The organism is Synechococcus sp. CCY9201 (assembly GCF_034931105.1).
In the GTDB taxonomy this organism is placed as follows: Bacteria; Cyanobacteriota; Cyanobacteriia; order PCC-6307; family Cyanobiaceae; genus CBW1002.
Genome location: NZ_JAYGIC010000107.1, coordinates 1 through 24402, shown reverse-complemented (window position 1 = coordinate 24402; position 24402 = coordinate 1). Strand labels below are relative to the sequence as shown.

Annotated in this window: 25 protein-coding genes; 12 read left to right on the top strand and 13 right to left on the bottom strand. The window is 67.1% G+C overall.

Going from position 1 to position 24402, the window contains the following annotated elements:
• Nucleotides 1-849 precede the first annotated feature (849 nt).
• The 5 genes from VB716_RS10815 to VB716_RS10795 form a co-directional block, all read right to left on the bottom strand.
• The gene (locus VB716_RS10815; protein WP_197158633.1) at nt 850-1653 is read right to left on the bottom strand and encodes an inositol monophosphatase family protein; all 804 of its coding nucleotides are present in this window, start codon (nt 1651-1653) and stop codon (nt 850-852) included.
• A complete protein-coding gene (locus VB716_RS10810) occupies nt 1650-3044 on the bottom strand; it encodes a BCD family MFS transporter (RefSeq protein WP_323270464.1) in 1395 nt (464 codons plus the stop codon). Before VB716_RS10810 ends, VB716_RS10815 begins: the two co-directional genes overlap by 4 nt.
• A gap of 17 nt (nt 3045-3061) precedes the next feature.
• Nucleotides 3062-4636, bottom strand: a complete 1575-nt coding sequence (locus VB716_RS10805; RefSeq protein WP_322758271.1) for a TolC family protein — start codon at nt 4634-4636, stop codon at nt 3062-3064.
• 255 nt (nt 4637-4891) lie between these two features.
• On the bottom strand, nt 4892-6319 hold the full coding sequence (locus VB716_RS10800; protein WP_416238103.1) for a TIGR03279 family radical SAM protein: 1428 nt from the start codon (nt 6317-6319) through the stop codon (nt 4892-4894).
• Nucleotides 6320-6387: 68 nt separating this feature from the next.
• Nucleotides 6388-7266 (bottom strand): undecaprenyl-diphosphate phosphatase, encoded by an 879-nt coding sequence (locus VB716_RS10795; RefSeq protein ID WP_197171926.1) that lies wholly within the window; start codon nt 7264-7266, stop codon nt 6388-6390.
• 252 nt (nt 7267-7518) lie between these two features.
• On the opposite strand from VB716_RS10795, the gene VB716_RS10790 reads away from it, so the two are divergent.
• The 3 genes from VB716_RS10790 to nadB all read left to right on the top strand — a co-directional run bounded on the left by VB716_RS10790 (nt 7519) and on the right by nadB (nt 10503).
• Nucleotides 7519-8163, top strand: a complete 645-nt coding sequence (locus VB716_RS10790; protein ID WP_197159064.1) for a DUF3120 domain-containing protein — start codon at nt 7519-7521, stop codon at nt 8161-8163.
• A 165-nt stretch (nt 8164-8328) separates the two neighbouring features.
• Nucleotides 8329-8706, top strand: a complete 378-nt coding sequence (gene psbU, locus VB716_RS10785; RefSeq protein WP_197158631.1) for a photosystem II complex extrinsic protein PsbU — start codon at nt 8329-8331, stop codon at nt 8704-8706.
• A gap of 54 nt (nt 8707-8760) precedes the next feature.
• Nucleotides 8761-10503, top strand: a complete 1743-nt coding sequence (nadB, locus tag VB716_RS10780; protein WP_323270462.1) for an L-aspartate oxidase — start codon at nt 8761-8763, stop codon at nt 10501-10503.
• A 112-nt stretch (nt 10504-10615) separates the two neighbouring features.
• On the opposite strand, the gene VB716_RS10775 is transcribed toward nadB, so the two are convergent.
• Nucleotides 10616-11530: a vitamin K epoxide reductase family protein gene (locus tag VB716_RS10775; protein WP_323270460.1), complete on the bottom strand. Its 915-nt coding sequence runs from the start codon at nt 11528-11530 to the stop codon at nt 10616-10618.
• A gap of 138 nt (nt 11531-11668) precedes the next feature.
• On the opposite strand from VB716_RS10775, the gene rimO reads away from it, so the two are divergent.
• Both rimO and VB716_RS10765 read left to right on the top strand, forming a co-directional pair.
• Entirely contained in the window at nt 11669-13063 is a 1395-nt protein-coding gene (gene rimO, locus VB716_RS10770) for a 30S ribosomal protein S12 methylthiotransferase RimO (protein ID WP_197158628.1), read from the top strand.
• 101 nt (nt 13064-13164) lie between these two features.
• Nucleotides 13165-14385 (top strand): MFS transporter, encoded by a 1221-nt coding sequence (locus VB716_RS10765; protein WP_323270466.1) that lies wholly within the window; start codon nt 13165-13167, stop codon nt 14383-14385.
• Between the two features lie 24 nt (nt 14386-14409).
• Here VB716_RS10765 and VB716_RS10760 read toward each other — a convergent pair whose 3' ends face one another.
• Entirely contained in the window at nt 14410-14502 is a 93-nt protein-coding gene (locus VB716_RS10760; protein WP_197158627.1) for a cytochrome B6, read from the bottom strand.
• A gap of 153 nt (nt 14503-14655) precedes the next feature.
• Between VB716_RS10760 and VB716_RS10755 the strand changes: the two genes are divergently transcribed.
• Nucleotides 14656-16263, top strand: a complete 1608-nt coding sequence (locus VB716_RS10755) for a B12-binding domain-containing radical SAM protein (RefSeq protein ID WP_197158626.1) — start codon at nt 14656-14658, stop codon at nt 16261-16263.
• Between the two features lie 55 nt (nt 16264-16318).
• Here VB716_RS10755 and VB716_RS10750 read toward each other — a convergent pair whose 3' ends face one another.
• Both VB716_RS10750 and VB716_RS10745 read right to left on the bottom strand, forming a co-directional pair.
• Nucleotides 16319-16717 (bottom strand): DUF4346 domain-containing protein, encoded by a 399-nt coding sequence (locus VB716_RS10750; protein ID WP_197158625.1) that lies wholly within the window; start codon nt 16715-16717, stop codon nt 16319-16321.
• A 9-nt stretch (nt 16718-16726) separates the two neighbouring features.
• Nucleotides 16727-17908: a GNAT family N-acetyltransferase gene (locus tag VB716_RS10745; protein WP_323250091.1), complete on the bottom strand. Its 1182-nt coding sequence runs from the start codon at nt 17906-17908 to the stop codon at nt 16727-16729.
• 69 nt (nt 17909-17977) lie between these two features.
• On the opposite strand from VB716_RS10745, the gene VB716_RS10740 reads away from it, so the two are divergent.
• Entirely contained in the window at nt 17978-18454 is a 477-nt protein-coding gene (locus tag VB716_RS10740; RefSeq protein WP_231605540.1) for a hypothetical protein, read from the top strand.
• A gap of 10 nt (nt 18455-18464) precedes the next feature.
• On the opposite strand, the gene VB716_RS10735 is transcribed toward VB716_RS10740, so the two are convergent.
• Both VB716_RS10735 and VB716_RS10730 read right to left on the bottom strand, forming a co-directional pair.
• Nucleotides 18465-19199, bottom strand: coding sequence for a RibD family protein (locus tag VB716_RS10735; RefSeq protein WP_323270459.1), 735 nt, complete (start codon nt 19197-19199; stop codon nt 18465-18467).
• 11 nt (nt 19200-19210) lie between these two features.
• Nucleotides 19211-20083, bottom strand: a complete 873-nt coding sequence (locus VB716_RS10730; RefSeq protein WP_231605596.1) for a 6-carboxytetrahydropterin synthase — start codon at nt 20081-20083, stop codon at nt 19211-19213.
• 196 nt (nt 20084-20279) lie between these two features.
• Between VB716_RS10730 and VB716_RS10725 the strand changes: the two genes are divergently transcribed.
• A complete protein-coding gene (locus tag VB716_RS10725) occupies nt 20280-20984 on the top strand; it encodes a shikimate kinase (protein ID WP_322758264.1) in 705 nt (234 codons plus the stop codon).
• A 22-nt stretch (nt 20985-21006) separates the two neighbouring features.
• On the opposite strand, the gene VB716_RS10720 is transcribed toward VB716_RS10725, so the two are convergent.
• Nucleotides 21007-21273 (bottom strand): chlororespiratory reduction protein 7, encoded by a 267-nt coding sequence (locus VB716_RS10720; RefSeq protein ID WP_197158621.1) that lies wholly within the window; start codon nt 21271-21273, stop codon nt 21007-21009.
• Here VB716_RS10720 and VB716_RS10715 point away from each other — a divergent pair.
• On the top strand, nt 21272-21973 hold the full coding sequence (locus VB716_RS10715; RefSeq protein WP_322758263.1) for a DUF6816 family protein: 702 nt from the start codon (nt 21272-21274) through the stop codon (nt 21971-21973). The genes VB716_RS10720 and VB716_RS10715 overlap by 2 nt on opposite strands.
• Here the strand turns inward: VB716_RS10715 and VB716_RS10710 are convergent.
• Nucleotides 21930-22649 (bottom strand): glutathione S-transferase family protein, encoded by a 720-nt coding sequence (locus VB716_RS10710; protein ID WP_197159060.1) that lies wholly within the window; start codon nt 22647-22649, stop codon nt 21930-21932. The two genes, VB716_RS10715 and VB716_RS10710, sit on opposite strands and share 44 nt — an antisense overlap.
• Before the next feature lie 127 nt (nt 22650-22776).
• Between VB716_RS10710 and VB716_RS10705 the strand changes: the two genes are divergently transcribed.
• The 3 genes from VB716_RS10705 to VB716_RS10695 all read left to right on the top strand — a co-directional run.
• On the top strand, nt 22777-22983 hold the full coding sequence (locus tag VB716_RS10705) for a DUF751 family protein (protein ID WP_197158619.1): 207 nt from the start codon (nt 22777-22779) through the stop codon (nt 22981-22983).
• Nucleotides 22984-22985: 2 nt separating this feature from the next.
• Nucleotides 22986-23405 (top strand): 30S ribosome-binding factor RbfA, encoded by a 420-nt coding sequence (gene rbfA, locus VB716_RS10700; protein ID WP_197170785.1) that lies wholly within the window; start codon nt 22986-22988, stop codon nt 23403-23405.
• Nucleotides 23402-24402: glycoside hydrolase family 3 N-terminal domain-containing protein (locus VB716_RS10695; RefSeq protein ID WP_323270458.1), on the top strand; the 1001-nt coding region annotated here is incomplete at its 3' end. The genes rbfA and VB716_RS10695, both read left to right, overlap by 4 nt.

The window sequence follows — 24402 nt, the reverse complement described above, 5'->3', positions numbered from 1 at the left end:
AGCTCTAAACTTTCGCTTGAGCTTTCATCGCAGAGAAGTTTGTCGCTCACCCAAATCCTGCACTGGCGCACAGTCTTCAGTTGGGACCACCTTTCGACTGACCGAAAGGGTTCGAGAGTGCACACAATTATTTAGCCTTCCTTCTGGACTTCTCCATTTGGATCTCTCCTCATGGTTCTTTCCTTTCGGTTCGCTTCACAATCCCGTGACTTTCCCAGATCTCAGATCCGGTTCGCTTCAGTCACCCACAGCTGGTTTTCACCCAGTTCTGACCCAAGGCGTGAGACCTCAAGGCAGCACCACATCACTGCAGGTTCCCGTCGCTTAAAATGTTTGACGGGACCTCACACCTCTACCGCTCGTTTCGTCATCCTCGACACCGCATCAAACGGGCTTTGACTCCACACTGGCGCCAGCACAAGGCTGGTCCACTGCGAACTCAGAACCGTTCGATCCGATCAGAATGACGCGGTAGAAGCGTCAGTTCCTAAACTTTTCAATTGTCCAGGTGCTGCCTCCACTCCCTTGGCCTCTCGGCTCCGGGTCGTTTCGGCGCGTCGCCTCTCAGCGACTCAGGAAACCTACAACACCGGTGGCTCGCGCCTCCTTCGTCGTAAGCACGCACCCTCCACCCTTGCAGGCAAACGGCACTCGCCCTCAGTGCCTCGCAGCACCGAAGACTCTGCGTTTCCACCGGTGCTCTCGCTCCCGGTGTGCTGCGCAGTCTAAAACCATACCCCATACACCTTCGATTGCGCAAGCTCCCACTGATGGGGCCGCGGGCAGCTTCAGCCCGCCAGGCTCAGCACCACCAGCACCGGGGCCAGGCAGAGGGTCTGCAAGAGAAGATCAATCCAGCAGGGCTTCAGCCCACGGGAGGAATCTCTCCAGACTCTCTTCGCTGTCCGCGGCCAGCACCGGATAGTCCTGGGTGGCCTGGTCGCTGCCGATCTTGAGCAACTGGGGCTCCGCATCGAGCCAGCGGAGCGGGCAGGCCAATTCATCCAGCACCAGCCAGGCCGCGGCAAGGTCCCAGAGCTTCGGGGTGGCTTCCAGCGCCGCCACGGTCTGCCCCATGGCCACACTCACCAGGTTGAGGCTCGCGACCCCCAGCAGGCGGATCTTGCCGGGGAAGCGGAGATTCGGCAGCTTCTGCAGCACCCCGATCGATCGACTGCACAGAGACGCACAGCCCGCCGTGCGGGCCTGCAAGGAAGGCGGCTCCAGCCGCTTGCCATTGCGCCAGGCTCCCTCGCCCCGGATCGCCACGATGCGCTGACGCAACGGGGGGACATCCAGCACCGCCAGCACGGGGCGGCCCCGCTCGAATCGGGCCAGCGAAATCGCCCAGTACGGGATGCCGGCGGCAAAGTTTGTGGTGCCATCCAGCGGATCCACAACCCAGAAACTCGGGGTGTCAGGAACGATCTGACGGCCCTCCTCACTGAGGACTCCATCCTCGGGATAGATCCGCTGCAGGCCTTCCACCAAGGTGGCATCGCTCCAGCGATCACACGCCGTGATCAGGGTGCCGTCGGCCTTCAGATCAGACGCCATGTGCCCGAAATCCCGCCGCTGCCGGTCTGCCACCCGATCGACCAAGGCATCAAGGGCCGGATCAAGGTGAGAGGAGAGGACGGGGGATGCGGTCATCCGAGCTCCAGAGCGAGCACCCTGCTCAGGCTTCGTCCCGTATCTTCCCTGAACTGGCGCAGATTGACGCGACTCAGCAACAGGATGGCGGCAAAGGCCACCAGCGCTTCGATCCCGAAGACCAGCAGGTACGGCGCCAGGGCAGGAGCGCCAGGAAACAGCAACCGACCCAGATCGAGCAGACCACCACCCACCAACTTGCCCAGGGCACGGGAGAGAGCCTGGGCCAGACCCCAGACCCCCACAAATGTGCCGGCGGCCTGGGGAAGGGTGAGATCGAGCATCAGACAGAGGGCGCTGTTGGTGGCGATGCCGGATGCCAGGCCGAAGATCAGCATCACAACCTTCAGAAAGGCCACCTGGCCCAGCACGCCACTGACCATCAGGAGAAGAAGGCTGAGCAGGATCAGCTGACAGCCAAGCCGGGCCGTAGGCAGCTTGCCCAATCTCGGCACCACCCAGAGTCCCGCCATCACAAGCCCCAGCAGGGTACCGACCCCCCAGAAGGTGGTGAGCAGGGCCGTGGCGGAGATCGGCATGGAGAACACCTCACCCCCGAAGCTCTCGAGGATGGGGTCCTGGATGAACAGAGCCAGGGTGAACAGCACGAGGAAGCCAAAGAACACGGCCACCTGACGGCTGGAGGTGATCAGGGCCCAGGACTGAGCCAGGGTGATGGCACCGTCGCGCGATGACGCCACGCTCTGGGGAAGCCGAGCAGGCTCCATGCCGGCGATGGCCAGCAGGGTGAGGGCCAGCACCACCAGCACCAGACGCTGCATGAATCCGGCCAGGACCGGCTCGAGCACCGAAGGATCGGTGACCCCATCAAGGGAGCGCAGGGAGAGGCGGATCGCGATCGAGGCCACGATGATCCCCACCGTGAGCATGCACCACAGCAGGCTCACCGCACGGGGCCGCTGGCTTTCGGTGGTGCGATCGATCACCAGGGCGAGATAGGGGGTGGTGGCCATGGAGACAGCCAGCCCGTACAGGGCGAACAGACCGGCGATGGCGGCGATCGAAAACCCTGCCGTCAGTCCGATGCCACCGTCGAGCAGGCGGGCGGTATGGAAGACCAGCGGTACTGAGAGCAGGGCGAGAAGGCTGAACAGAACCGCCCCCAGAAGGATGTAGGGCAGTCGGTGGCGACCGGCGATCGGGTGGTTGTCGGAGAGGTGGCCGAACAGCACACGACTGGGCGCCACAAACTGCTCACACGCCAGGGCGCCTCCCACCAGCAGGGCCGGCAAGGCCAGCTCGGTGATCATCACCCGATTCAGCATCCCCACAAACACCGCCGCCATGGCCCCAACGCAGCCCTGGAAGAGGCTCAGCCGGAGCACATCGATCCAACGGAGCGGCGAAAGGGGCGGAGCGGCCGAGGCCATGACTCAGGGGAAACGACTCAATTGACCGGATTGGCGTTGAAGGCACAGGCCGGCTCTAGCGGCTGTGGTTCCACAGGAACGACAATCTCGCCGGTGTTGCTTGGCTTCTCAGCGGGCAGAGCCTGGGGCTTGCAGAGTGCAATCTGATCGAGGCCGGTGCGGCGCCTCATCTCGGCCAGTCTGCGGTTGTAATCGCTGATGGCACTGGCGTAGCGAACTTCGGCGTTGGTGAGGTCGCGCTGGTTATCAACAACTTCCCGCTGGGTCGTCACACCGGCCTGGAAGCGGAGACGGGCCAGGCGAAGTGCCTCCCGAGCGGAGACAACCTCGCGGGTTGTGGTGAGGATATTGCGGTTATTCTTCTGCAGCTCGTAAAAGCTGACTTCCACTTCCTGACGAATCGAATCACGCTGCTGAGCGAACCGGAAGCGGCTCTCCTCCGCTACCTGCTTCTGTTGCCGGTAAAGAGCACGAGCGCGGCCCCCATCGAAGAGATTCCAGCTGAGGTTGAGGCCAATGCTGTTATCCACGTTCCAACCGATCTCGTTCGGGATCGGCTGTGTCACAAACTGGTAGCCGCTGGAGCGACCAGCCCGCAACGTATTGACAATGTTGAGGAAGGGCTGGACTTCGCCAAGCTGGGCGTTGGCACGGCTGTTGGCGATCGAGATGTCCAGCAGAGCCTGATCGAGTTCCTCGCGGAAGGCATAAGCCGCAATGATGCTCTCCTGAAGGGACGGTAGCCAGGTGCCGAGCACCCGAGCCGGATCCTTCGCCGTAGGGGTCACGGTCTGGGGAAGATCCAGCAGGGAGGCCAGGGTGCGGCGAGCGATCGACTGGGCAGACAGGGAAGCGGTGAGCAGCTGCTGGTCGCGGGCCAGCTGGGTCTCGGCCTCCAGCACCTCCAGCTTGGTGGCCACACCAGCCTGGAACCGGGCCCGGGCGTCTCTCAGGCTCACCACAGAGGCCCGCACCGACTCCTGGCCGATGCGCACCTGTTCATCGGATTCCTGCAGATCGAAATAGGCCTGTGCCGCCTGCAATCTGAGGTCTCGCAGGCCGATCAGGTACTGGTTCTTGGCCTGCTCAAACTGGTCGCGGGCTGCGGCGATCTGGGGCACCCTGGTGGGGTTGATCAGGGACCAGGTGGCCTGGAGGCTGGCCTCCATGTTCCAGATGCTGGTAATTGTGTTGCCCCTCTCCTCGCCCGTGCCGGTGATGCCGGAGCTGTACTGCTGGCCGCCGGTGTAGGTGGGCAGGGCGCCGGCGTTGAGGTTGAGATTCGGGTACCACAGAGCGATCTGGGCGCGCAGATTCGACTGGGCCTGCTCCACCTGGCTGGCCAGGGCCTTGAGGTTGGGATTGTTGACCTCCGCCAGCTGCTCCACGTCGCCGAGTCCGAGGGGCCGGAGCTCGTTGATGCGGACCTGATCGGTCTTGATCGGCAGGCCGAGGGATTCAGGGGCCGCCAGGGGCTGAAGGGCCGGATCAAGGGTGGTCGCGGCCGGAGGCAAGACAGAGGGATCGGACTTGGGCCGCGGACCCTTGACATCCGGTGCCAGCGGCAGGGGCTCGGGCTGGGCTTGAACCACCGGATCGCCTGTCTGTTCGGACGGAACGGTGTCAACGGCCGAAACAGGCTCCCCAGCCAGCGCAGCATCCGTCGCAGACCCCGGGGGACTCCCACCAGCAGCGATCGAGGTCGAGGGCGGTGCAGCCGCCGCAGACTGTGACTCCGCATGCGCCACCGAAGCCCCTGCAGGGAGGCCTACAGTGGCGATGAGAACTGCACGCAGGAGCAAGGAGCGCGTCACGCCGTCTGTCCAATCCAATCCGTCGGCCGCAGCTTAAGCAGCTCCCACCGGATTGCCGAGGCAGACGGACACCAGATCGTCCGCCCCTTCCAGCAGATGGACCGGCACCGGCAGCCGGGCCGACAGCTCATCAAGGGTCATGTCATCGAGGAAGACCGGCTCGCCCTGGCGCAGCATCACCCTCGGCAGCAGCAGCGCCTGGCCGAGGGGTCGATCCGCCACGCCGTCGAGCAGATCCGAGCCGGTGAGCAGCCCGGTGACCACCTGATCCTGGCCCCAGTAGGGGCTGGGGAGGCCGTGCAAGGTCAGAGTGAGCCCCGCGACGGCATTGAGCCGCTTCACCACCGGCTGCAGGGCCTCGGCCACGAGCTTGCCCACCACCCAGCTGTAGTGACGGGCGGGGGTCACCGCCGCCGGCAGGGCCGTGGTGGCGGCATCGAGCTGCTCAAGAAAAGCGCGGATACTGCCGACGCCGTTTTCCTGTTGGGGCAGATCTTCGTAGGTGGCCCTTGGCGGCAGGGGCAAGCCGGCGATCAGATACCACTCATCCGAGAGCCAGGCAAAGCGGCTGCCCAGCCGGCCAGCGAACTCGCGCTGCAGGGGCTCCAGCCGCTCGATCACAGCCCGGGCACAGGCCCGATCCACCGGCACGAGCGAATCCCCAGCCGGCCGAAAGCGGGTCAACCCCACCGGCACAACAGCGGCGGAGAGCACGGCAGGCCAGTCGCCGGCGGCGAAACCAGCCAGATCCCGCAGGGTGCGCTCCAGGGCATCGCCATCGTTGAGACCAGGGCAGACCACCACCTGGGCGTGGATCTGCAACTGCCGCTCGGCAAACCAGCTCAGCTGCTGCGGCAGCAGAGCGGCGCGAGGATTGATCAGCAGGCGACTGCGCAGCTCCGGATCGGTGGCATGCACCGAGACGTAGAGAGGCGAGAGGCGCTGCTGCTCGATCCGCTGCCAATCAGCGGCCGTGAGGTTGGTGAGCGTCAGATAGGAGCCGTAAAGAAAGCTGAGCCGGTAGTCGTCGTCCTTGAGATAGAGGCTGTCGCGCCGGCCTGGCGGCTGCTGATCGATGAAGCAGAAGGGGCAGTGGTTATTGCACTGGCGCAGGCCATCGAACAGCGCTTCGGTGAAGCCCAGGCCCAGCCCCTCGTCGGCGTCCTTCTCCAACTCCACGAGATGTCTGGTTCCATCGGGATCGAGCACCTCAAGGGCCAGGTCCTCGTCACCGCAGAGAAACTGCACATCGATCAGATCCCGCGGCCGAACCCCGTTGATGCTGACCAGGCGATCCCCCGGCTGGAAGCCAAGCTCCTCGGCAATCGAGCCGGGCTCGACGCTGGCCACCTCCGCAGGCATCGGCTGGCGGCCCGGAATCCCGCCGATCTCACCGGCGACAGCTGCAGGCTCTCGCTCCCTGGCCGCCGCAGTGGCCTCGGCACTCAGTTCAGTCCACACGACTCAATCCAGGGGGTAGGGGTCAGAAGGTTGGGGCAGCGGAGCAAACCTGCCCCAGAGAGCAGTGTTCAGAAACCGGAGCGAGACACCCACTGCAGCAGAAACAGACCGAACAGCAGCCGATACCCCACGAAAATCCAGGTGCTGTGGCGCTGCAGGAAACGCAGCAACCAGGCGATCGCCAACCAGGAGACCAGGGCCGCCGAGAGAATGCCCAGCAGCATCGGCACCAGACCGCCACCGGCCGGCGCCGACAGGGCGCCCTTGATCTCGGCCAGGCCCGCCAGGGTGATGGCCGGGATGCCGAGCAGGAAGGAAAAGCGCGCGGCGGCAGGCCTCTGCCAGCCATCGAACAGGGCGGCAGTGAGGGTGCTGCCGGAGCGGGAGACACCGGGAATCAACGCCAGGGCCTGGGCAAGTCCCACCACGAGACCATCGCGGGGGAAGGTGTCGTCGATGGTGCGGCGGCGGCGGCCGAGCAGCTCGGCCAGGGCGAGCAGCAGGGCCATCACGATCGAAACGATGGCGATCGAGGGAAGGCTGCGCAGCACGGATGTCTCGTAGCCCGGCCAGAAGCGCTTGATCGAGAGACCCGCCACAACGATCGGCACGGTGCCGACCAGAATCGCCACCCCCAGTCGGGCGGAAGGATCGCTCCAATCGCGGCGGCGGCTGGCCTCGACCATTCCAAGGACCACGGTCCGGAGGTCATCGCGGAAGTAGGCGAGCACCGCCGCGATGCTGCCGAGCTGAATCACCGCCGTCACGGCGACACCGGGATCTCCCCAGCCCAGCAGGACAGGAACCACCTTGAGATGGGCGGTGCTGCTGATCGGCAGAAATTCCGTGAGTCCCTGCACCACCCCGAGCACCAGCGCATGCCAGCAGGCGGTCCAGAGGTCGAGGGCGCCGGCCCCGGCGGGGTCGACAGCGACGCCGAAGGGCATGCCGCCGAAAGCCATGCCGGAGAAGGCCATGCAGGAAGACGAGCACCAATGCCGACCCTATGGCGGCCAGCAGCCCCTCACCGGGGGCGGCTTCACCTTTAAGGTTGGCCAACTTTCTTCACATCCTTGGTGATCGGGGTTCCCTCCAGCCTGCAATCCCCCTCCGGCGTGGGTCCCCTCAGCCTGATCCCGTTGCTGCGGAGTCTGGAGCGCCCCGAGCCACGGAGGCCTGGTCTGGCTTCCATCCAGGCCATGTCTGCGCCCTGGCTGGCGGCCCTGCTGGTGAGTTTGCCGGTGTTTCTGCAGGCTCCCTGGGTGCGTGTCGCCCCGGCCAGCTCGGCCCTGTTCACCGGCGTCCTGCTCCTTGTGGGCCTGGTGCTGGAACGTCAGGCGCAGGAACGATCGAGCCAGGCCGGCGCCCTGCTGGTGGGGTTCAGCGGCAGCTGGCTGGCCGGCTCCCTGTTCTGGGGCTGGTGCCGCCTCCACCCGCTCTGGCATCTGCCGATTGAGGCCTTCGCCCTGCCGCTGGCCCTGACCGGCCTGGCCGGTCGCTGGCGGCTGGCCTGTGCCTTCTATCTCGGATCCCTGCTCGGCACCGCCGCCACCGATGCCGTGATGGCCCTGACGGGAGTCATGGCCCATTGGACGATCGTGCTGCAGGCCAGTCCGGAGCAGGCCCCGCTGCTGCTGCAGGACGCAGCCCGCCAGGTGCTTCAGCCACTGCCCCTCTGCACTGTGCTGCTGGCGGCCGTTGCGATCGGGTTGCTTTGCCGTCAGATCTGGCAGCGGGGCACGGCCTGGCGAGTGGCCGCCTCAAGCCTGCTCACCACGCTGGTGGTTGATGGGCTGTTTCTGTTGGCGGCGCTGCTCGCCCCCCATGTCTCGGGTCTGGTCTGAGCCGGCTGGCCCCAGGCCTCCGGCGCCAGGCAAAGCTGAAGTTCTGCAAAAGCCACCGGCCCCATCGGGGTTGGCGGAAGGAGAGATCTGTAACGTTGTTGGCCTGGCGGCTTTCTGTCGCCTCAGGTCCCAGATTCAATGTCCCGTATTCAACGGAGAGTGGAGATGAAACGGCTGGTTGCCTGGCTGATGGGCGGGGTTGCCATGATCGGGCTGATGGCTTCGCTGGTGCTGCCCCCCGCAGCCTGGGCCGATGAGCTGCGCAATGTGGCCGACGACAAGATCGCCGAGTCTGCGGGCAAAGTTGATCTCAACAATGCTTCAGTGCGCCGCTTCCAGCAGTATCCCGGCATGTATCCGACCCTGGCTGGCAAAATCGTGTTGGGAGGTCCCTACGAGAGCGTCGACGACGTTCTTCAGCTGGATCTGACCGAACGCCAGAAGGAACTGTTCGACAAGTACAAGGACAACTTCACCGTGACCCCGCCCTCGATCGCCTTGAATGAAGGCTTCGATCGCATCAATGACGGCGTCTACCGCTGAGCCTTACCATCAGCCTCAGGTGAAAGCCGTCGGGCCCTCCCGGCGGCTTTTTTCATGGGCGATGCCGTGACGCAAGCAGACGATTCGAGCGAGCGGTCGCCCTTCCAACGCTCCTGGGACGTGGTCGTGGTCGGCAGCGGCGCCGCCGGCCTGATGGCCTGCCTGGAATTGCCGCCTGAGCTGAGGGTGCTGCTGCTCAGTAAAGACAGCGAGCCCCGCTCTGCCAGCCGCTGGGCCCAGGGTGGAATCGCCGCCGTGACCCGGCCGGATGACAGCTTCGCCAGTCACATCGCCGACACCCTGAAGGCCGGTGCCGGCCTCTGTGATCCCGCGGCGGTGGAGCTGCTGGTGCGCCAGGCCCCAGCCTGCGTCGAACGCCTGCTCAGCCTGGACATGGCCTTCGACCGCCATGGCGCCGAGCTCAGCACCACCCTGGAGGCCGCCCACAGCCATCGGCGCGTGCTGCATGCCCAGGACCGCACCGGTGGCGCCCTGGTGGAAGCCCTGGAGCGGAGGGCCCTGCAGCGACCGGGGCTCTGCTGCCTCAAAGGAGCCGTGGCGCTGCAGCTATGGGTTTCCGCCGGCCGATGCCGGGGGCTGCAGGTCCTGCACCAGCAGGAGCTGGGCTGGATCCGCAGCGGGGCTGTGGTGCTGGCCTGTGGCGGCGGTGGCCACCTGTTTGCCCACACCACCAACCCGTCGCAGTCGAGTGGCGATGGCGTCGCCATGGCCTGGCGGGCCGGGGCGGAACTGCGGGACCTGGAGTTCGTGCAGTTCCACCCCACCGCCCTGATGCTGCCGGATGCTCCCCACTTCCTGATCTCGGAGGCCGTCCGTGGCGAAGGGGGCCGGCTGCTTGATGGCGCTGGGGCCAGTCCGGTGGCCGGGCTCAGTGGCGGCGATCTGGCCCCGCGCGACCAGGTGAGCCGTGCCCTTGCCAGGCGGATGCGGGAGCTGCGCACCGACCATCTCTGGCTGGATCTACGCCCAGTGGGCGGCGAACGGTTGGAACGACAGTTCCCCACGATTCTGCGGCGCTGCCGCGAACTGGGCCTGGAGCCGACCCGGAACCCGATCCCCGTGGCGCCGGCCGCCCACTACTGGATGGGAGGCGTGGCCACCGACCTGGAGGCCGCCACCAGCCTGCCCGGGCTCTATGCGGTGGGAGAGGTGGCCTGCACCGGCGTCCACGGCGCCAACCGCCTGGCCAGCAATTCCCTGATGGAATGCCTGGTGTTTGCCCGGCAGCTGAGGCAACTCCAGCCCGCGGATTCAGACGGGGCCACGGCCCCGATCACCGCCCATGGGCGCCGGTTCAGCCTGGAAGCCTTGGCACCAGGGTTGACGCTGCCCGATCCGGATGTGTTGCGAGCGCGCATCCAGGCACTGCGGCGGCTCTGCTGGCAGGAGGCCGGGGTTGAGCGCAGCGGCAGCGGTCTCCGACGCGCCCTGGCCTGGGTGCAGGAACGGGCCGGGCTCTGGCCCTCCGGCTCCCTGGATGCGCGCTTGGCCCATCTGGAGCCAGGCGATCGGCTCGGCCTCGAACCGAGTGCCGCTGCCGCCCTGCAGCGTGGCCAGAACCTGCAGCAGCGGCTGGTGCTGGCCGAACGGCTGATCGAGGCGGCCCTGTTTCGCCAGGAAAGCCGTGGCGGCCACTTCCGCACCGATGTTCCTGCGCCCCAGCCCTTCTGGCAACGCCACAGCGTCCAGAGGTTGGGGCATCCGGTGCAGACAGCTCCGGTGGGGCAGCTGGTGAATCCCGTCAACGTGGACAGCGGAGCTGCACAGCACCGGTGAGCACGTGGATGCCCCAGCAGGCAGGCCATCGCACTGAGCTGAAGCCTTGAAACGCAGCCCTGAACCTCAGACGACTGCAGGCGCTGTTCATCCAGACGGATTCAGCCCCTGATCAGTTCGAGAAACCGCTGATCAGTTTGAGCTGCTCCAGCGACTTGACACCGGAATCGAGCTTGCCCTTGATCTCCCAGCTGGGGAAACCTTCCAGATTCTTGCTGTCGCACAGCTCCTTCTGACTGTTCTTGCCATCGGCGGCGCATTCGATCACCTTCAGCTTGGTGGTGGCCTCCTTGCCGAACAGCTCCTTCTGCTCATGGCAATGGGGGCACCAGTAGGCGGAGTACATCACGGCGCCCGTGGCGGTGAGATGTTCAGCCAGGGCAATGGACTCCGGCGTGCTGGCGGCGATGACGGCTGGCGGAGTGCCACGGGTGTCGACGGCGGCGGGCCGATCCACAGACGCCGCCCAGCCCAGGCCTACAAGGGCCACGACCAAGGCCACCAGCACCCCACGGAAGAGCAGCTGGCCCCGGTCTTCCCAGCCCCCCTGCAGCAGGCTGAAGACGCACAGAGCCAGGCTGAGGCTGGCCGACAGCAGACAGAAAAAGCAGAAAGCCTGGATCTTGAACACCATCAGCCCCAGCAGCAGCAGGCTGAACACCGCCATGCCCGTGGCGATCAGGAACAGTCCCCAGCGACCGACCGGCAATAACCGGCTCCGCAGATCGCCGCGCAGCACCAACGCCAGCACCGCCAGCACCAGCACGCTGGAATAGGCGAAGAAGCCCAGCAATGACAGGGGCTGACCCAGCACGGTGCCCCAGGCGCTGTTGAGCACCTTGTCGCAACCCTCGGCGCCCCCCGGGCAAACCAAAGGTCCGAGCAGCCCCCACCGCTTCAGGGTGATGGAGCCGGTATCGATCACGCCAACGGTGGCCAGCACGGCCATCACCACCCACACCCAGCGCCGGCTGGGCTCGCTGGGCCGCCGGCTGCTGAGGCGACTGCTGAGAAGACTCGACGTCACGGGGGCAGAAAGCGCTGACGGAATTGTGGCAGTCCTGCGGCGGCGCGCCGAAGGCCCCTGACACCCTCTCCCATTGCATAGGGTGGTGGATTGGCCCATCTCTCAACCATCCGGCCCACCCTGAACCCAGCGACCTCCATGTCCCCGCCAAGCCAGTCCAGCCGGAAGACCGTGGCCTTCGCCCACCTGGGCTGCGAGAAGAACCGGGTGGATACCGAGCACATGCTCGGCCTGCTGGCCCAGGCCGGCTACGGCGTGAGTGCCGATGAAAGCGAGGCCAGCGTGGTGGTGGTCAACACCTGCAGTTTCATCCAGGACGCCCGCGAGGAATCGGTGCGCACCCTGGTGGAACTGGCGGAACAGGGCAAGGAACTGATCATCGCCGGCTGCCTGGCCCAGCACTTCCAGGAGGAACTGCTCGAGAGCCTGCCGGAGGCCAAAGCGATTGTGGGCACCGGCGACTATCAGCACATCGTCAGCGTGCTGGAGCGGGTGGAAGCCGGCGAGCGGGTGAACCAGGTGAGCGCCGTCCCCACCTTCGTGGGTGATGAACATCTGCCCCGCTACCGCACCACCTCCGAGGCGGTGGCCTACCTCAAGGTGGCGGAGGGCTGCGACTACCGCTGCGCCTTCTGCATCATCCCGAAGCTGCGCGGCGACCAGCGGTCGCGGCCGATCGAATCGATCGTGGCCGAGGCCCGGCAGCTGGCCGCTCAGGGGGTGCAGGAGCTGGTGCTGATCAGCCAGATCACCACCAATTACGGCCTGGATCTCTACGGCAAACCCCAGCTGGCCGAGCTGCTGCGGGCCCTGGGCGAGGTGGAGATCCCCTGGATCCGGGTGCATTACGCCTATCCCACCGGCCTCACCCCCGAGGTGCTGGCGGCCTACCGGGAGGTTCCCAACGTGCTGCCCTACCTGGATCTGCCGCTGCAGCACAGCCACCCGGAGGTGCTGCGGGCGATGAATCGCCCCTGGCAGGCCGATGTGACCGCGGGCCTGCTGCAACGGATCCGCGAGCAGCTGCCCGAAGCCGTGCTGCGCACCACCTTCATCGTGGGCTTCCCCGGTGAAACCGAGGAACAGTTCCAGCACCTGCTCGACTTCGTGGCCGCGCAACGCTTTGACCACGTGGGCGTGTTCACCTTCTCCCCGGAGGAGGGCACCGCCGCCGCGTCCCTGCCCAACCCGGTGCCTCCCGAGCTTGCCCAGGAGCGCAAGGACCGGCTGATGGCCCTGCAGCAACCGATCTCTGCCGAGCGCAATGCCGCCTGGGTGGGCCGGATCGTGGACGTGCTGATCGAGCAGGAGAATCCATCCACCGGTGAGATGCTCGGCCGCTGCGCCCGCTACGCCCCCGAGGTGGACGGCGAGGTGCGGGTGAGGCCAGGCGTGGGGGGTCTGTGCGCCGCTCCGGGAACCATGGTGCCGGTCCGGATCACCGCGGCAGACATCTACGACCTGGAGGGCGAAGTTGTAGGAGCCAGGGCCATGGTGGGCGACGCCCTCGCCGCCCACCGGAGCGGCGCTTGAGCCTTAGGGAGAGCTCCAGCCAGGCACCCCGGGCCGTTCTTCCGGCGGCGAGCCGGGCGTCCGGGCGGCCCCCTGAGCCCCCGGGACACGATCCAGCTGGCCTGCTGGAGACGCTGCACCGCCATCAGCGCACCACCTTCCTGATCGCCTCGGGCGTGAGCACCGCCGGATCCTTTGCCGGACTCACCGCCAAGGGCTGGATCCTGATGCAGGGCACCGGCAACCCCATGGTGCTGGCCCTACACTTCGCCGTGCTGGCCCTGCCCAGCCTGCTGGTGAGCGGGCCGGCCGGGGTGCTCACCGATCGGCTCGGCTGCGAAACGGTGCTGATCCGCGCCCAGTGGGGACTGTTTCTGGCCGGCACCCTCGGCGCCCTGGCGATTCCGCTGCAGACCGGCACGATGCAGGTGGTGCTGCTGATGCTCAGCACCATGCTGGCCGGAATCGCCAGTTCCTTCGAACTCACGGCCCGCAACAAGTACTGCGCCCTCGTGGTCGACCATCCCGGCCAGCTGGCCCGCTACATCACCAGTTTCTCGGTGGTGTTCAACGTGGGCAAGCTGGTGGGCCCGCCCGTGGGGGGCTGGCTGGTGGCGGCCACCGGCCCCCTGGCGGCCCTGACCATCGATGCCGCCACCTACCTGCTGCCGATTGCGACCGTGGTCTGGCTGCTGCGGCCCAACCGGGCGATGGAACAGCGCAGCCGACCGGGTCAGAAAGCCAGCCTGATCAGCGCGTGGAAGGACTGCGGCCGTCCCCTGCGGCACGTGCTCGGCTTCACCGCCCTGGCCTGCCTGGCGGGCTTCTTCCACCCTGGCCTGGCCCCCTTGATGGCAGCGGAGATCCTCGGCCCATCACCCCAGGCCCTGGGCCTGTTCACCAGCGTTCTGGCGGCCGGCAGCATCTGCGGAGGGGTGGTGCTGCAGCGGAACAGCAGCTGGCTCAGCCAACGCCCCGCCCTGCTGATGGGGGCGTGTGTGCTGGCCACCGGAGCGGCCCAGGTGGGCATGGGCGTCAGCACATCCACCGGCTTTGCACTGGCCATGGCGTGGGTGATCGGCGCCGGGACCGCATCGCTGCTGGCCGGGGTGAATCTGATCAGCCAGGTGGGCAGCCCGATGGTGCTGCGCGGCCGGATGGCCGGCCTGGGTCAGATCGCCTTCCTCGGTGGCGGCGGCCTCAGCGGGCTGATCGCCGCCGGATTGTCGATGACCATCGGGCTGGCCGCCACCTTTGCCTGGCTGGGTGGCATCGGCGTGCTGCTGGGGCTCTGGGAACTGACCCAGCGCGCCGGCCTGCGCATTCCACCACCCGTCGATTGACGCGCAGGGTTCAGCTCAGGCGGATCAGATCAGCCGGATGCCGCGCAGCACCACGGCGGCGATGAACGCGGCAGCAAGGCCACCACCGACCAGACCCAGATAGATTGCCGCACCCATGGCCGTGATTGAAGCGTTTGGGTGCCATTACAGCAGAAGGCCCGAGATCGGCGCTCCCAGCTGGATGCACCTAGGGTGGCCAGCACCATTGACCAGGCGACCCGGACGCCGACTGCGCAAGCACCTTATCCACACCTCCTTCCCCCGCCGAGCATGCGCACCCTGTTCATCTACCCGGAATTTCCCAAAACCTTCTGGAGCTACGAGAAGATTCTCGAGCTGGTGAATCGCAAGGTGCTGCTGCCCCCCCTGGGCATGGTCACCGTGGCAGCCCTGCTCCCCCAGACGTGGGAGATGAAGCTGGTCGACCGCAATGTGCGCGAGGTGAGCGAGGCCGAATGGGCCTGGGCTGAACTGGTGATCATCTCCGGGATGATCGTCCAGAAGGCAGACATGGCCGCCCAGATCGCCAAGGCCAAGGCCCGGGGACTGCCCGTGGCGGTTGGCGGGCCCTTTGCGAGCTCCACTCCGGATGCACCCGAGCTGCAGCTGGCCGACTACAAGGTGCTGGATGAAGGTGAGATCACCCTGCCTCTGTTCATCGAAGCGATCGAGCGGGGTGAATCCAGAGGTCGCTTCAGCTCCGAGGGGGAAAAGCCGGATGTGACGGGCACGCCGATTCCCCGCTTCGACCTGCTCGAGCTCGATGCCTACGACTCGATGAGCGTTCAGTTCTCGCGGGGCTGTCCGTTCCAGTGCGAGTTCTGCGACATCATCGTGCTTTACGGCCGCAAGCCGCGCACCAAAACACCGCAGCAGCTGATCGCCGAGCTCCAATATCTCTACGACCTGGGTTGGCGCCGCTCCATCTTCCTGGTGGACGACAACTTCATCGGCAACAAGCGCAACGCCAAGCTGCTCTTGCCTGCTCTGAAGCAGTGGCAGATCGAGCATGGCTATCCCTTCAGCTTTGCCACTGAAGCGTCGGTCGACCTGGCCTCGGACGACGAAATGATGCTGATGATGGCCGAATCCCGCTTTGATTCGGTCTTCCTCGGCATCGAAACCCCCGATGAGGCCAGCCTCTCGATCGCCGGCAAGCACCAGAACACCCGCAGTTCCCTGGAGGAATCCGTCGACCGGATCACGTCCTATGGCATCCGGGTGATGGCAGGGTTCATCATCGGCTTCGACGGTGAGAAGAAGGGCGCAGGCGATCGGATCGTGACGTTCGTGAGCCGCACCGGCATCCCCGCCGCGATGATGGGCATGTTGCAGGCCCTGCCCAATACCGGGCTCTGGCATCGCCTTGAGAAGGAAAATCGGCTGATCCAGGAAAAGGCCGACGCCAAGGGTGTGAACCAGACCAACCTGCTCAACTTCGTGCCCACCCGGCCGATCCGCGACATCGCCAACGAATATGTGGATGCGTTCTGCCGTCTCTACGAGCCGAACGCCTACATCGATCGGGTGACGCATTACTACACCAAGGTGGGCAAACCACGCTGGCAGCAATATGTGAAGGCCGCAGCCTTCGGCAAGGCCTCCCTCCCCACCTGGACCGATGTGCGTGCCCTGCTGATCGTGATCTGGCGTCAGGGCTTTCAGCGGGACACCCGCTTCCGTTTCTGGCGCTCCATTGTCAAGATCGCCCGCTGCAACCCGGACAACCTCGAACAGTTCCTCGTCACCCTGGCCCACAACGAGCACTTCCAGGAATATCGCGAGGTGGTGACCCGGGAAATTCAGGACCAGCTCTCGGCCCTTCCCCCCGAACCGCCGCGCAGCCAGGTGGCCGATCGTCAGCTGCAGCCTGCTTGAAGACAGCAGTGTCTGGCTCATTCACTGCCTGACTGACGCACGGCCTGGCTGACGCTCAGTCCTGGATGTAGGGGATTCCCTGTAGCAGGCAGGCTTCCGCTTTCTGCAGTTCACGCCCGAGATACAGGGCATGATCCAGACGGCTGAGCGGATGGGGCCCAGGCCCCTCGGTGAGAGCCACACCCAGCTCCTTGGCCGTGCGGCCCCGGAACACCGCCAGGGGGGCATGGGGACCGGCGCCTCGGCAACTCAACACCTCCCCGCTTTCCGGATCGGTGGCCAGCCCCTGGTCATTGATGCCGTTGCCGTAGTGCTCGGCAACCAATTCACCGGCCTCGGCATCCAGCTTGATCAGGAAATAACCGGCCGGATCCAGTGCGATCTGGCGCTGCGAGAGCTGCTCATCCAGGCTGCGGCGCTGATCGGCGGCGCTGGCGGGGGAAAACAGAACCATGGCTCCAAGTTAAGCCGCCCGCTGGTCGAGAGGCAGCGGAGTCGCACTGAAGGGCAACTCCGCATTGATCGCTTCGATCTCCTCGCGCATCAACGCATTGGCCCGGGGCAGCCACTGGCGCAGCATCGTGTCGAAGCGGGGATCACTCCAGCGGTGCAGGCTGGCCCGCGGCTCGGCCAGGAAACCGCGACGACGCTTGTGGCTGCCCCCCGCACCGGGATCGAAGCTGCGGATGCCCTGGGCGATCGCCCATTCAATCGGCGCGTAGTAACAGACCTCAAAGTGAAGATTGTCGAGGTCCACATCACTGCCCCAGTAGCGACCCCAGAGCTCCTGCTCGGAGCGCACGCACAGCGACATCGCCACCGGCTCCGAGGGATCACCGCGGTGTGCACTGAACAGCACCAGATGCTGCCGCAACTGCTCAGCCGCCGCCGTGAAGAACGCCTCGGTGAGGTACTTGCTGCCCCATGGCCCCCAGCGACTGCAGTGCTGGGCATAGAAGTCGTGCATCCGCCCCACCATCCGGGGGGGAATCTCCGCCCCCACCAGAGGCGTGACCTGAAGCCCCGCACTGGCGACAGCCTTGCGTTCCCGCTTGATGTTGCGGCGCTGGTTGGCGTTGAAGCTGGCCAGGTAATCAGCAAAGCTGCGATAGCCGGGGTTGTGCCAGAGGCTCTGCTGATTGATCCAGGTGGCGCAGCCGGCCGCCTCGGCCAGGGGCTGCCAGGCGGGATCGACATAGAGAAAGTTGCAGCTGAGCAGATGATTGCGGCGGCAGAACGCGTCGATCAGCTCCAGCATCAACCCGGTCAGTGCCGCGGCGTCCTCGTCGGGGGCGAACCAGAAGCGATAGCCCTGCACCGGGCTCACCGGACTCATGCCCACGAGCTTGGGGTAGTAGCGCAGCCCCAGGTCGTCGGCGAGGCGTGCGAAGGCCTGGTCGAAGACGAATTCGCCATAGCTGTGCCCCTTGAGATAGAGCGGTGCCACCGCCACCAGCAGGTCGCCGCGCCACAGACACAGGTGACAGGGCTGCCAGCCCTGGCGCGGCACGATGCTGCCGCTGGCCTCGAGCTGATGCAGCCAGTCCCAGCCATAGAACGGCAGGTGCTGGCCCACCAGCGCCTGCCACTGTTCGGAAGGCAGCTCCGCCATCGACTGGTGCCAGCGGGCGTGCAACTCAGCCATGGAGCGGGCCGCGGTGGCGAGTGTTCGGGCGCAAAACTAACGGGACTGTTCCAGCCACGGCGGTCTGTCATGCACCAGCCCCAGCGACGATCGCACCGATCCCTGCTGCTGCCCCTGGCCGCCGCACTGCTGGGTGGCCTGGGCGGGCTGGGCGCAGCGCCACCGGCCCGGGCTGGCCTGGCCCGGCCGCTGCTGATGATGATGAAACCGCAGCTGGAGGAGCGGCTCGCCCGGGTCTGTGTGGAGACCGCCTCTGGAGGGCAGAGCGATCTGGCCCGCAGACTGAAGGATCCCTGCCGCCAGCTGGCCGGGCCCACCAGTGCCTGCCTGATCGAAGAGACCGACCGCAGTGGCCGCAGCCTCGGCGTGGTCAGCGAACTGGTGCAGGGCCGCTTCGGCGACGACAGCGAATGGGTGGTGAAACGCTGCCTGGCCCGTCTGCTGGGACTGAAACCCGAAAGCCTGCAGGAGGTGCCGCTGGAGGAGCTGGCCAAACGCTTCGGTCAGAGCGCGGGGACAGGCAAAGACCGAAGCCGTACGCCCTGAACGGCACGCCCTACGCGCGATCGCCACCAAGGCCGGGGCGGTCATAACGCAGCAGCAGCTCGCTGTCCTCAAGCAGGCGCTGCTCCTGCAGCCTCCAGCCGCGCTGCAGCGCATCCATCACCGGCGATGTCGCCGGCAACCAGCTGTGCGCCCCCCCCAGGAGCTGGGGGCACAGGGTGAGCTGCAGTTCATCGAGCCAGCCTTCGGCCACAAGGGAGGCCACCAGCCGTGCGCCGCCCAGCACCACCAGCCGCTCCAGGCCGGCCAACGCCAGCTGCTCCAACGCCTCCTGCCAGCCGCCACAACACAGCTGGCGCTCAAAACCAGCGGGCGCGGAGGCTCGATCCCCGGCGGGGGCACCAGGACCAGCCGCCAGGCCGGCCGGATCGCCACCAGGATCCAGCCGCCAACGCCGCAGGGGCTGGGCAAAAAAAGGCAGACCGGCCTCCACAACACCACTGCGGCTCACCACCACCGCCAGGGGCTGGGGCTCACGGCCGGCGGCAGCGCGCTGGGCCAGCAGGTCGGCCTGGCGGATCAGGCAGGTGGTGCCGTGGTGCCGCAACGTCTCGGCGCCGATCAGGCAGCCGTCTGCCCAGGCCAGCGACTCTTCCAGCACCCGCCGATCGCCGCGGCCGCCGATCTGGGCCGCACCTCCCGCTGCCGGCGCCAGCCGTCCATCCAGGCTCACGGCCAGCACCAGCCTCAGCAGTGGTCGGCTCCGGCCAGGCGACAGGGCAACCACGGCGACAGGCCTCAGGCCGCCGCCAGCACCTCAAGCCCACGGGGCAGCATGCCCAGCTGGGCGGTTTCGGCAAACACCTCGGCGGCGTTGTTGGGGCTCTCCTGCAGGCGGACCTTGTGCAGGCAGGCGCCGGTGGCGGCGATCGGTGACGCCAGAAGATCGCAGATATGCAGCGCGATGTTCTCGGCGGTGGGCACGCAGGCGGCGAAGTGGGACACGTCCTTGTTGAGGAAGGTGTGATCGAAGGGCTCGACCACCAGGTCCTGGACCAGGGTCTGGAGCTCCGCCAGATCGCAGACCATGCCGGTGCGGGGGTCGATGCTGCCGCGCACGGTCACATCCAGCAGGTAGTTGTGGCCATGGCCATGGGGCCGGGCGCACTTGCCGTAGATCGCCTCGTTCTCCGCCTGGGAAAGCTCGGGGCGGGCCAGGCGATGGGCGGCGGCGAAATGGGTGCGGATCGAGAGGAAGGCTTCCATGGTGTCGCCGATCACGTCGGCCCAGAGGTTGGCGGTTTCGTAGAGGCGCAGCCCCATCAGGGGCAGATGGGGGGCCAGGCGGGTCCAGATCGCCCGCACCAGGGCTTCGGTGGTCGGCAGACAACCGGCTGGGGTGGAGAGATCGAACTCCGGCCAGACCTCGTTGAGGTAGCGGAAGTCGAGCTGTCCGGTCACCTCACGGCGGATGGCGTGCTTCACATCCGAGAGATTGAGCACCATGCCATCGGCGTCGAGATCGCCACCCATGGCCACCACCAGCTCGTAGTTATGGCCATGGCCGGGGGCGATGCTGCAGGGACCGAAGCGCTCCTGGTTGGTGGCCGCATCCAGTTCCGGCAACCAGTAGCGGTGGCTGGCACTGAAGGTGGCCCGCCGTGTGATCACACAGGGGCGGCCCCGGCCGTGGGGGCAGGCCGTTCCAGCGGGCACGGATGCCGCAGACGCCGGCCGCAGCGCAGCCGACTCCGGTGGGGCCAGGGTGGGCGCACGCAAGCCGGTAGCCATTTTCGCCCATGCCTGTGTAGAGCGTGCATCCTAGAAACCGGATCCCAAGCACTGCCGCGCTCGACGCCCGCCGCCCATGCCCCCCGCCGCTTCCTCCGGATCCGATGGCCGTGACGGATTCAGGGGCTCTACTTCAGACATCAGCAGGGAAGCTGCCGATCGCACCACCCACCGCTCCCTCGCCCGCCGGCTGGAGGGGATCAACATCTATCTGGTGGGGATGATGGGCGCGGGCAAGAGCGCGGTGGGCAGGCCCCTGGCCGCGGCGCTCGGCTACCGCTTCCTCGATGCCGACACCACGATCGAACAGGTGGCCGGCCAGCCGATTCCGGCGATCTTCGAGCAGGAGGGGGAGGCGGGGTTCCGTGCCCTGGAAACCGCAGTGCTCGATCGCATCGCCAGCTGGCACTCCCTGGTGGTGGCCACCGGCGGCGGCGCCGTGACACGGCCGGAGAACTGGGGCCACCTGCACCAGGGGGTTGTGGTGTGGCTGGATGCCGCCGATGCGGTGCTGTTGCAGAGGCTCAGCGCCGACCCCACCCCGCGCCCGCTGATGGCCGGCCCCGACCCGCACGGACGGCTGCGGGAGTTGCTGGAGCAGCGCCGCCCCCTCTATGCCCAGGCCGATCTGCACATCGTGCAGGGCAGCGGCCCCCCGGAGCAGGTGGCGCTCCAGGTGCTGGACGGGCTCCCCTCGATCCTCAAGGAACGCCAGGCCGGCCCCAGCGAACCACTGACGCTGATCAACGGCGACGGAGCTATCACTTCCTCGCTCAACTGACCACCGCTCAGCCGACCACGGCTCACCGGTGGCCGCCGGGCTCCAGACGCACCGCGAACCACTGGATCGCCAGCCCCGGTGCCAGCTCCAACTCGCAGGCGGTGTCGAGCAGGCGTTCCGCCTGGGCCCGGGCATCGGCGAGGCCGGCCAGATCCTCTGGGACCGCAGGCAGACGCTCGAGGTGGGCCGCCAACCAACCCAACGCGGCGCCCACATCAAGGATCTCCTGAGGCCGCCCCGGCTCGAGCACCACGTAATGATCAAGCTCCCGCATCAGGGGATCAGACATGGCCGCAACGCTGCTGGGCACCATCCTGGCGATCCTGCTGGCTTTGCCGGTCGCAGCCGCCCCTGGAACGGTTGTGCAGGAGCGCCTGAGCAGCTGGCCGCAGTGGCGGCTGCCGGTCACCCTGCCGCGGCCGGGGCGAGGCGACCTGATCTATCCCCACTGGTTTGCGGGAGCCTGGGAGGTGACCAGCCACAGCCTTGAGGGCGACACCGCAGCGCCTGCGGGGCCAGCCCAGGAGCCACCGCTGCACTACCGCGTCGACTTCATCGCCGATCGCCGGGGCCGCATCGTGGGCGCCCGGGCCGCGAACGCCGCTGCGATCGGCCGGGCAGTGCTGGGCCATCGTCTGGTCAGCGTGGAAGACGACCCCGCGAACCCGAACCGCCAGCTGGCCCGCCTGCGCGACGGATCCCTGCTGGAAACCCGCGTGATCGGTCGGCAGGTGCTGACCTTGCCACCCGACCAGTTGCTGGCCGACGAACTCAGCCTGCAGGTGCTGCATGGTGAGGCGGCACCCAGGGTCAGCCGGGTGGAGGTGCTGAGCCACTACCAGCTTGAAGCGGATGGAACCATCAGGGGCGAGCAATGGCTGGCCACCTACCCCTCCCCGACCGAGGGCCTGATGGCCAGCCCCAGGAGCCTCGCCCAGTACGAGCTCAGGCTCGTCCCGCTGCTGCCACAATCCGGTCCCGCCAGCTGAACAGGGGCTCCAGCAGGGGGTTGTCGGCGATACCGGTGACGCCACGGCCCGCCAGGGGTGCTCCGGCGCTGGCGGGGAACTTCAGCAGCGACAGCTGGGCCGCCACGGCCAGATCCGCAATGGACAGAGCATCGCCCACCAGATAGGGAGTGGACTCCACCAGCAGGGCGAGCTGCTCGAGGTTGCGGCGCAATTGCTGCATCGCCTCACCGGCGATCGCCTCGCCAACAGCACCGGTGAGGGAGGAGAGGGCCTCGGACGGCAGGGCACCCACCAGGCTGCGCAGCGGGCCGGGCAACCGATCCGGCAGCAGGGCCGTGCGCAAGACCGGATCGGCGGCGGCGGCCTGCACCAGGGCGAGGCGACAGCCTGCGGACAGGGCGGTATCGGCCCAGTCTTCCAGAAGCCAGAGGCGGGCCCGCTCGACCGGATCGACGGGTTGCAGGGCCGGCGTGGGGTAGCGATCCTCCAGATGCAGGGCGATGGCAGTGGAATCGGCTATCACCTCACCGCCATCCACCAGCACCGGCACCTGCCGCTGACCCGAGAGGCGGAACACCTCCAGCTGGCCAAGGCCTGGCGTCACCTCCACAACGGTGTAATCGAGACCCTTGGCCGCCAGGATCAGGCGCACCTTCTCGCAGAAGGCCGAATGTCTGAACTGATGCAGTTCCATCGGCGGTGACTCCGGGGGCAAGGGGGACTGGCGGGATGCGGCGGGAGGGATCCGCGGCCGGAATGCGACAGAGCCAACCTCCGGGCGGCAGAGTAGCGAGCACCTGCGAGCGCGGTGCACGGCGGCCATGAAGGACTTTTTCGTGAACGTAACGCGGTACCCGCGTTATCTGATCGCCTTCAGCCTCGGGGTGATCAATTCGGTGGTGGAGCCGCTGGCACGGCGACGCAGCAATCCGGTCACGGCGGTGGCCCTGGTGGGGGCCCTGATCAGCGGCCTGCTCAGTCTGGGCCTGGTGCTGCGTGCGATGGTGACCACAGCACCTCTGGCATAGCCATGGCACAGGGCCGACGGGTGGAACGGGTGGCGGCCCTGATCCGCCGCGAAATCAGCGAGCTCCTGATCACGGGCATCAAAGACGAACGGGTCAGCCAGGGCATGGTGAGCGTCACCCATGTGGATGTGGCCGGCGATCTGCAGCACTGCAAGATCTTCGTGAGCGTGTTCGGCAGCGACGACGACCGCATCCAGGCGATGGCCGGCCTGCAGTCGGCCGCGGCCTACGTGAAAGGCGAACTGGGCCGCCGGCTGAAGATGCGCCGAACACCCGAGGTGGTGTTCCAACTGGATCGTGGCCTCGAACGCGGGACCACGGTGCTGAGTCTGCTGAACCGCCTTGGGGAAGAACGGCTGAGCAAAGACAGTGAGCCACCCTTGACTGAGGCCCCCGAGGACCAGAACGGCACTGCGCCATGACGGCGGCCGGGGCTGGCGCTGGAACGGCCACGGAGCAGGACCTGCGGCGCCTGGTGGCCGAGCTGCTGGTGGTGCGCTGCAGCGGCCACCTCAGCGACGATCAGCGGCGCTATCCCCGCTGGGAGCTCGACAACGCCACCCTGCGGCGCCTTCTGGCTGAGGGGGTGGGGGGCGTGATCCTGCTGGGCGGCAGCGCCGCCGAGCTGGGTCTGCGCTGCCGCCAGCTCCAGGCCTGGTCAGGCCAGCCACTGCTGCTCTGCGCCGACGTGGAAGAGGGGGTGGGGCAGCGCTTCGAGGGGGCCAGCTGGTTGGCACCACCCCTCACTCTGGGTCGCCTCTACCAGCGGGAGCCAGGGCGAGCCGAGGAGCTTGCCGAGCGCTATGGCCGCTGCACGGGCGCCGAAGCCCGGGAGCTGGGCCTCAACTGGGTGCTGGCGCCGGTGTGCGATGTCAACAACAATCCCGCCAACCCGGTGATCAACCTGCGCGCCTGGGGGGAGGATCCCGCCACCGCGGCGGCCCTGGCCACGGCCTTCCTGCGCGGCGCCCAGGCCGAGGGGGTGCTCTGCTGCGCCAAGCACTTCCCGGGGCACGGCGACACGGCCGAGGATTCCCATCTGGAACTGCCCCGCCTCGACCACGAGCGCGCCCGGCTGGAGCAGGTGGAGTTGCCGCCTTTCCGGGCCGCGATCGCCGCTGGAGTGGCCTCGGTGATGACCGCCCACCTGCTGCTGAGCGAGCTGGACAGGGAGCAGCCTGCCACCCTGTCGCCGGCCGTCCTGGACGGACTGCTGCGCCAGGAGCTGGGCTTCGAGGGCCTGATCGTGACCGACGCCCTGGTGATGGAGGCGATTGCGGCCCGCACCGGCGGGGCCGAGGCCGCCGTGCTGGCCCTGGTCGCCGGGGCGGATCTGGTGCTGATGCCGGAGAACGCCTACGCGGCCATCGACGCAATCCTGGAGGCCGTGCAGCAGGGCCGCCTGTCGCCAGAGCGGCT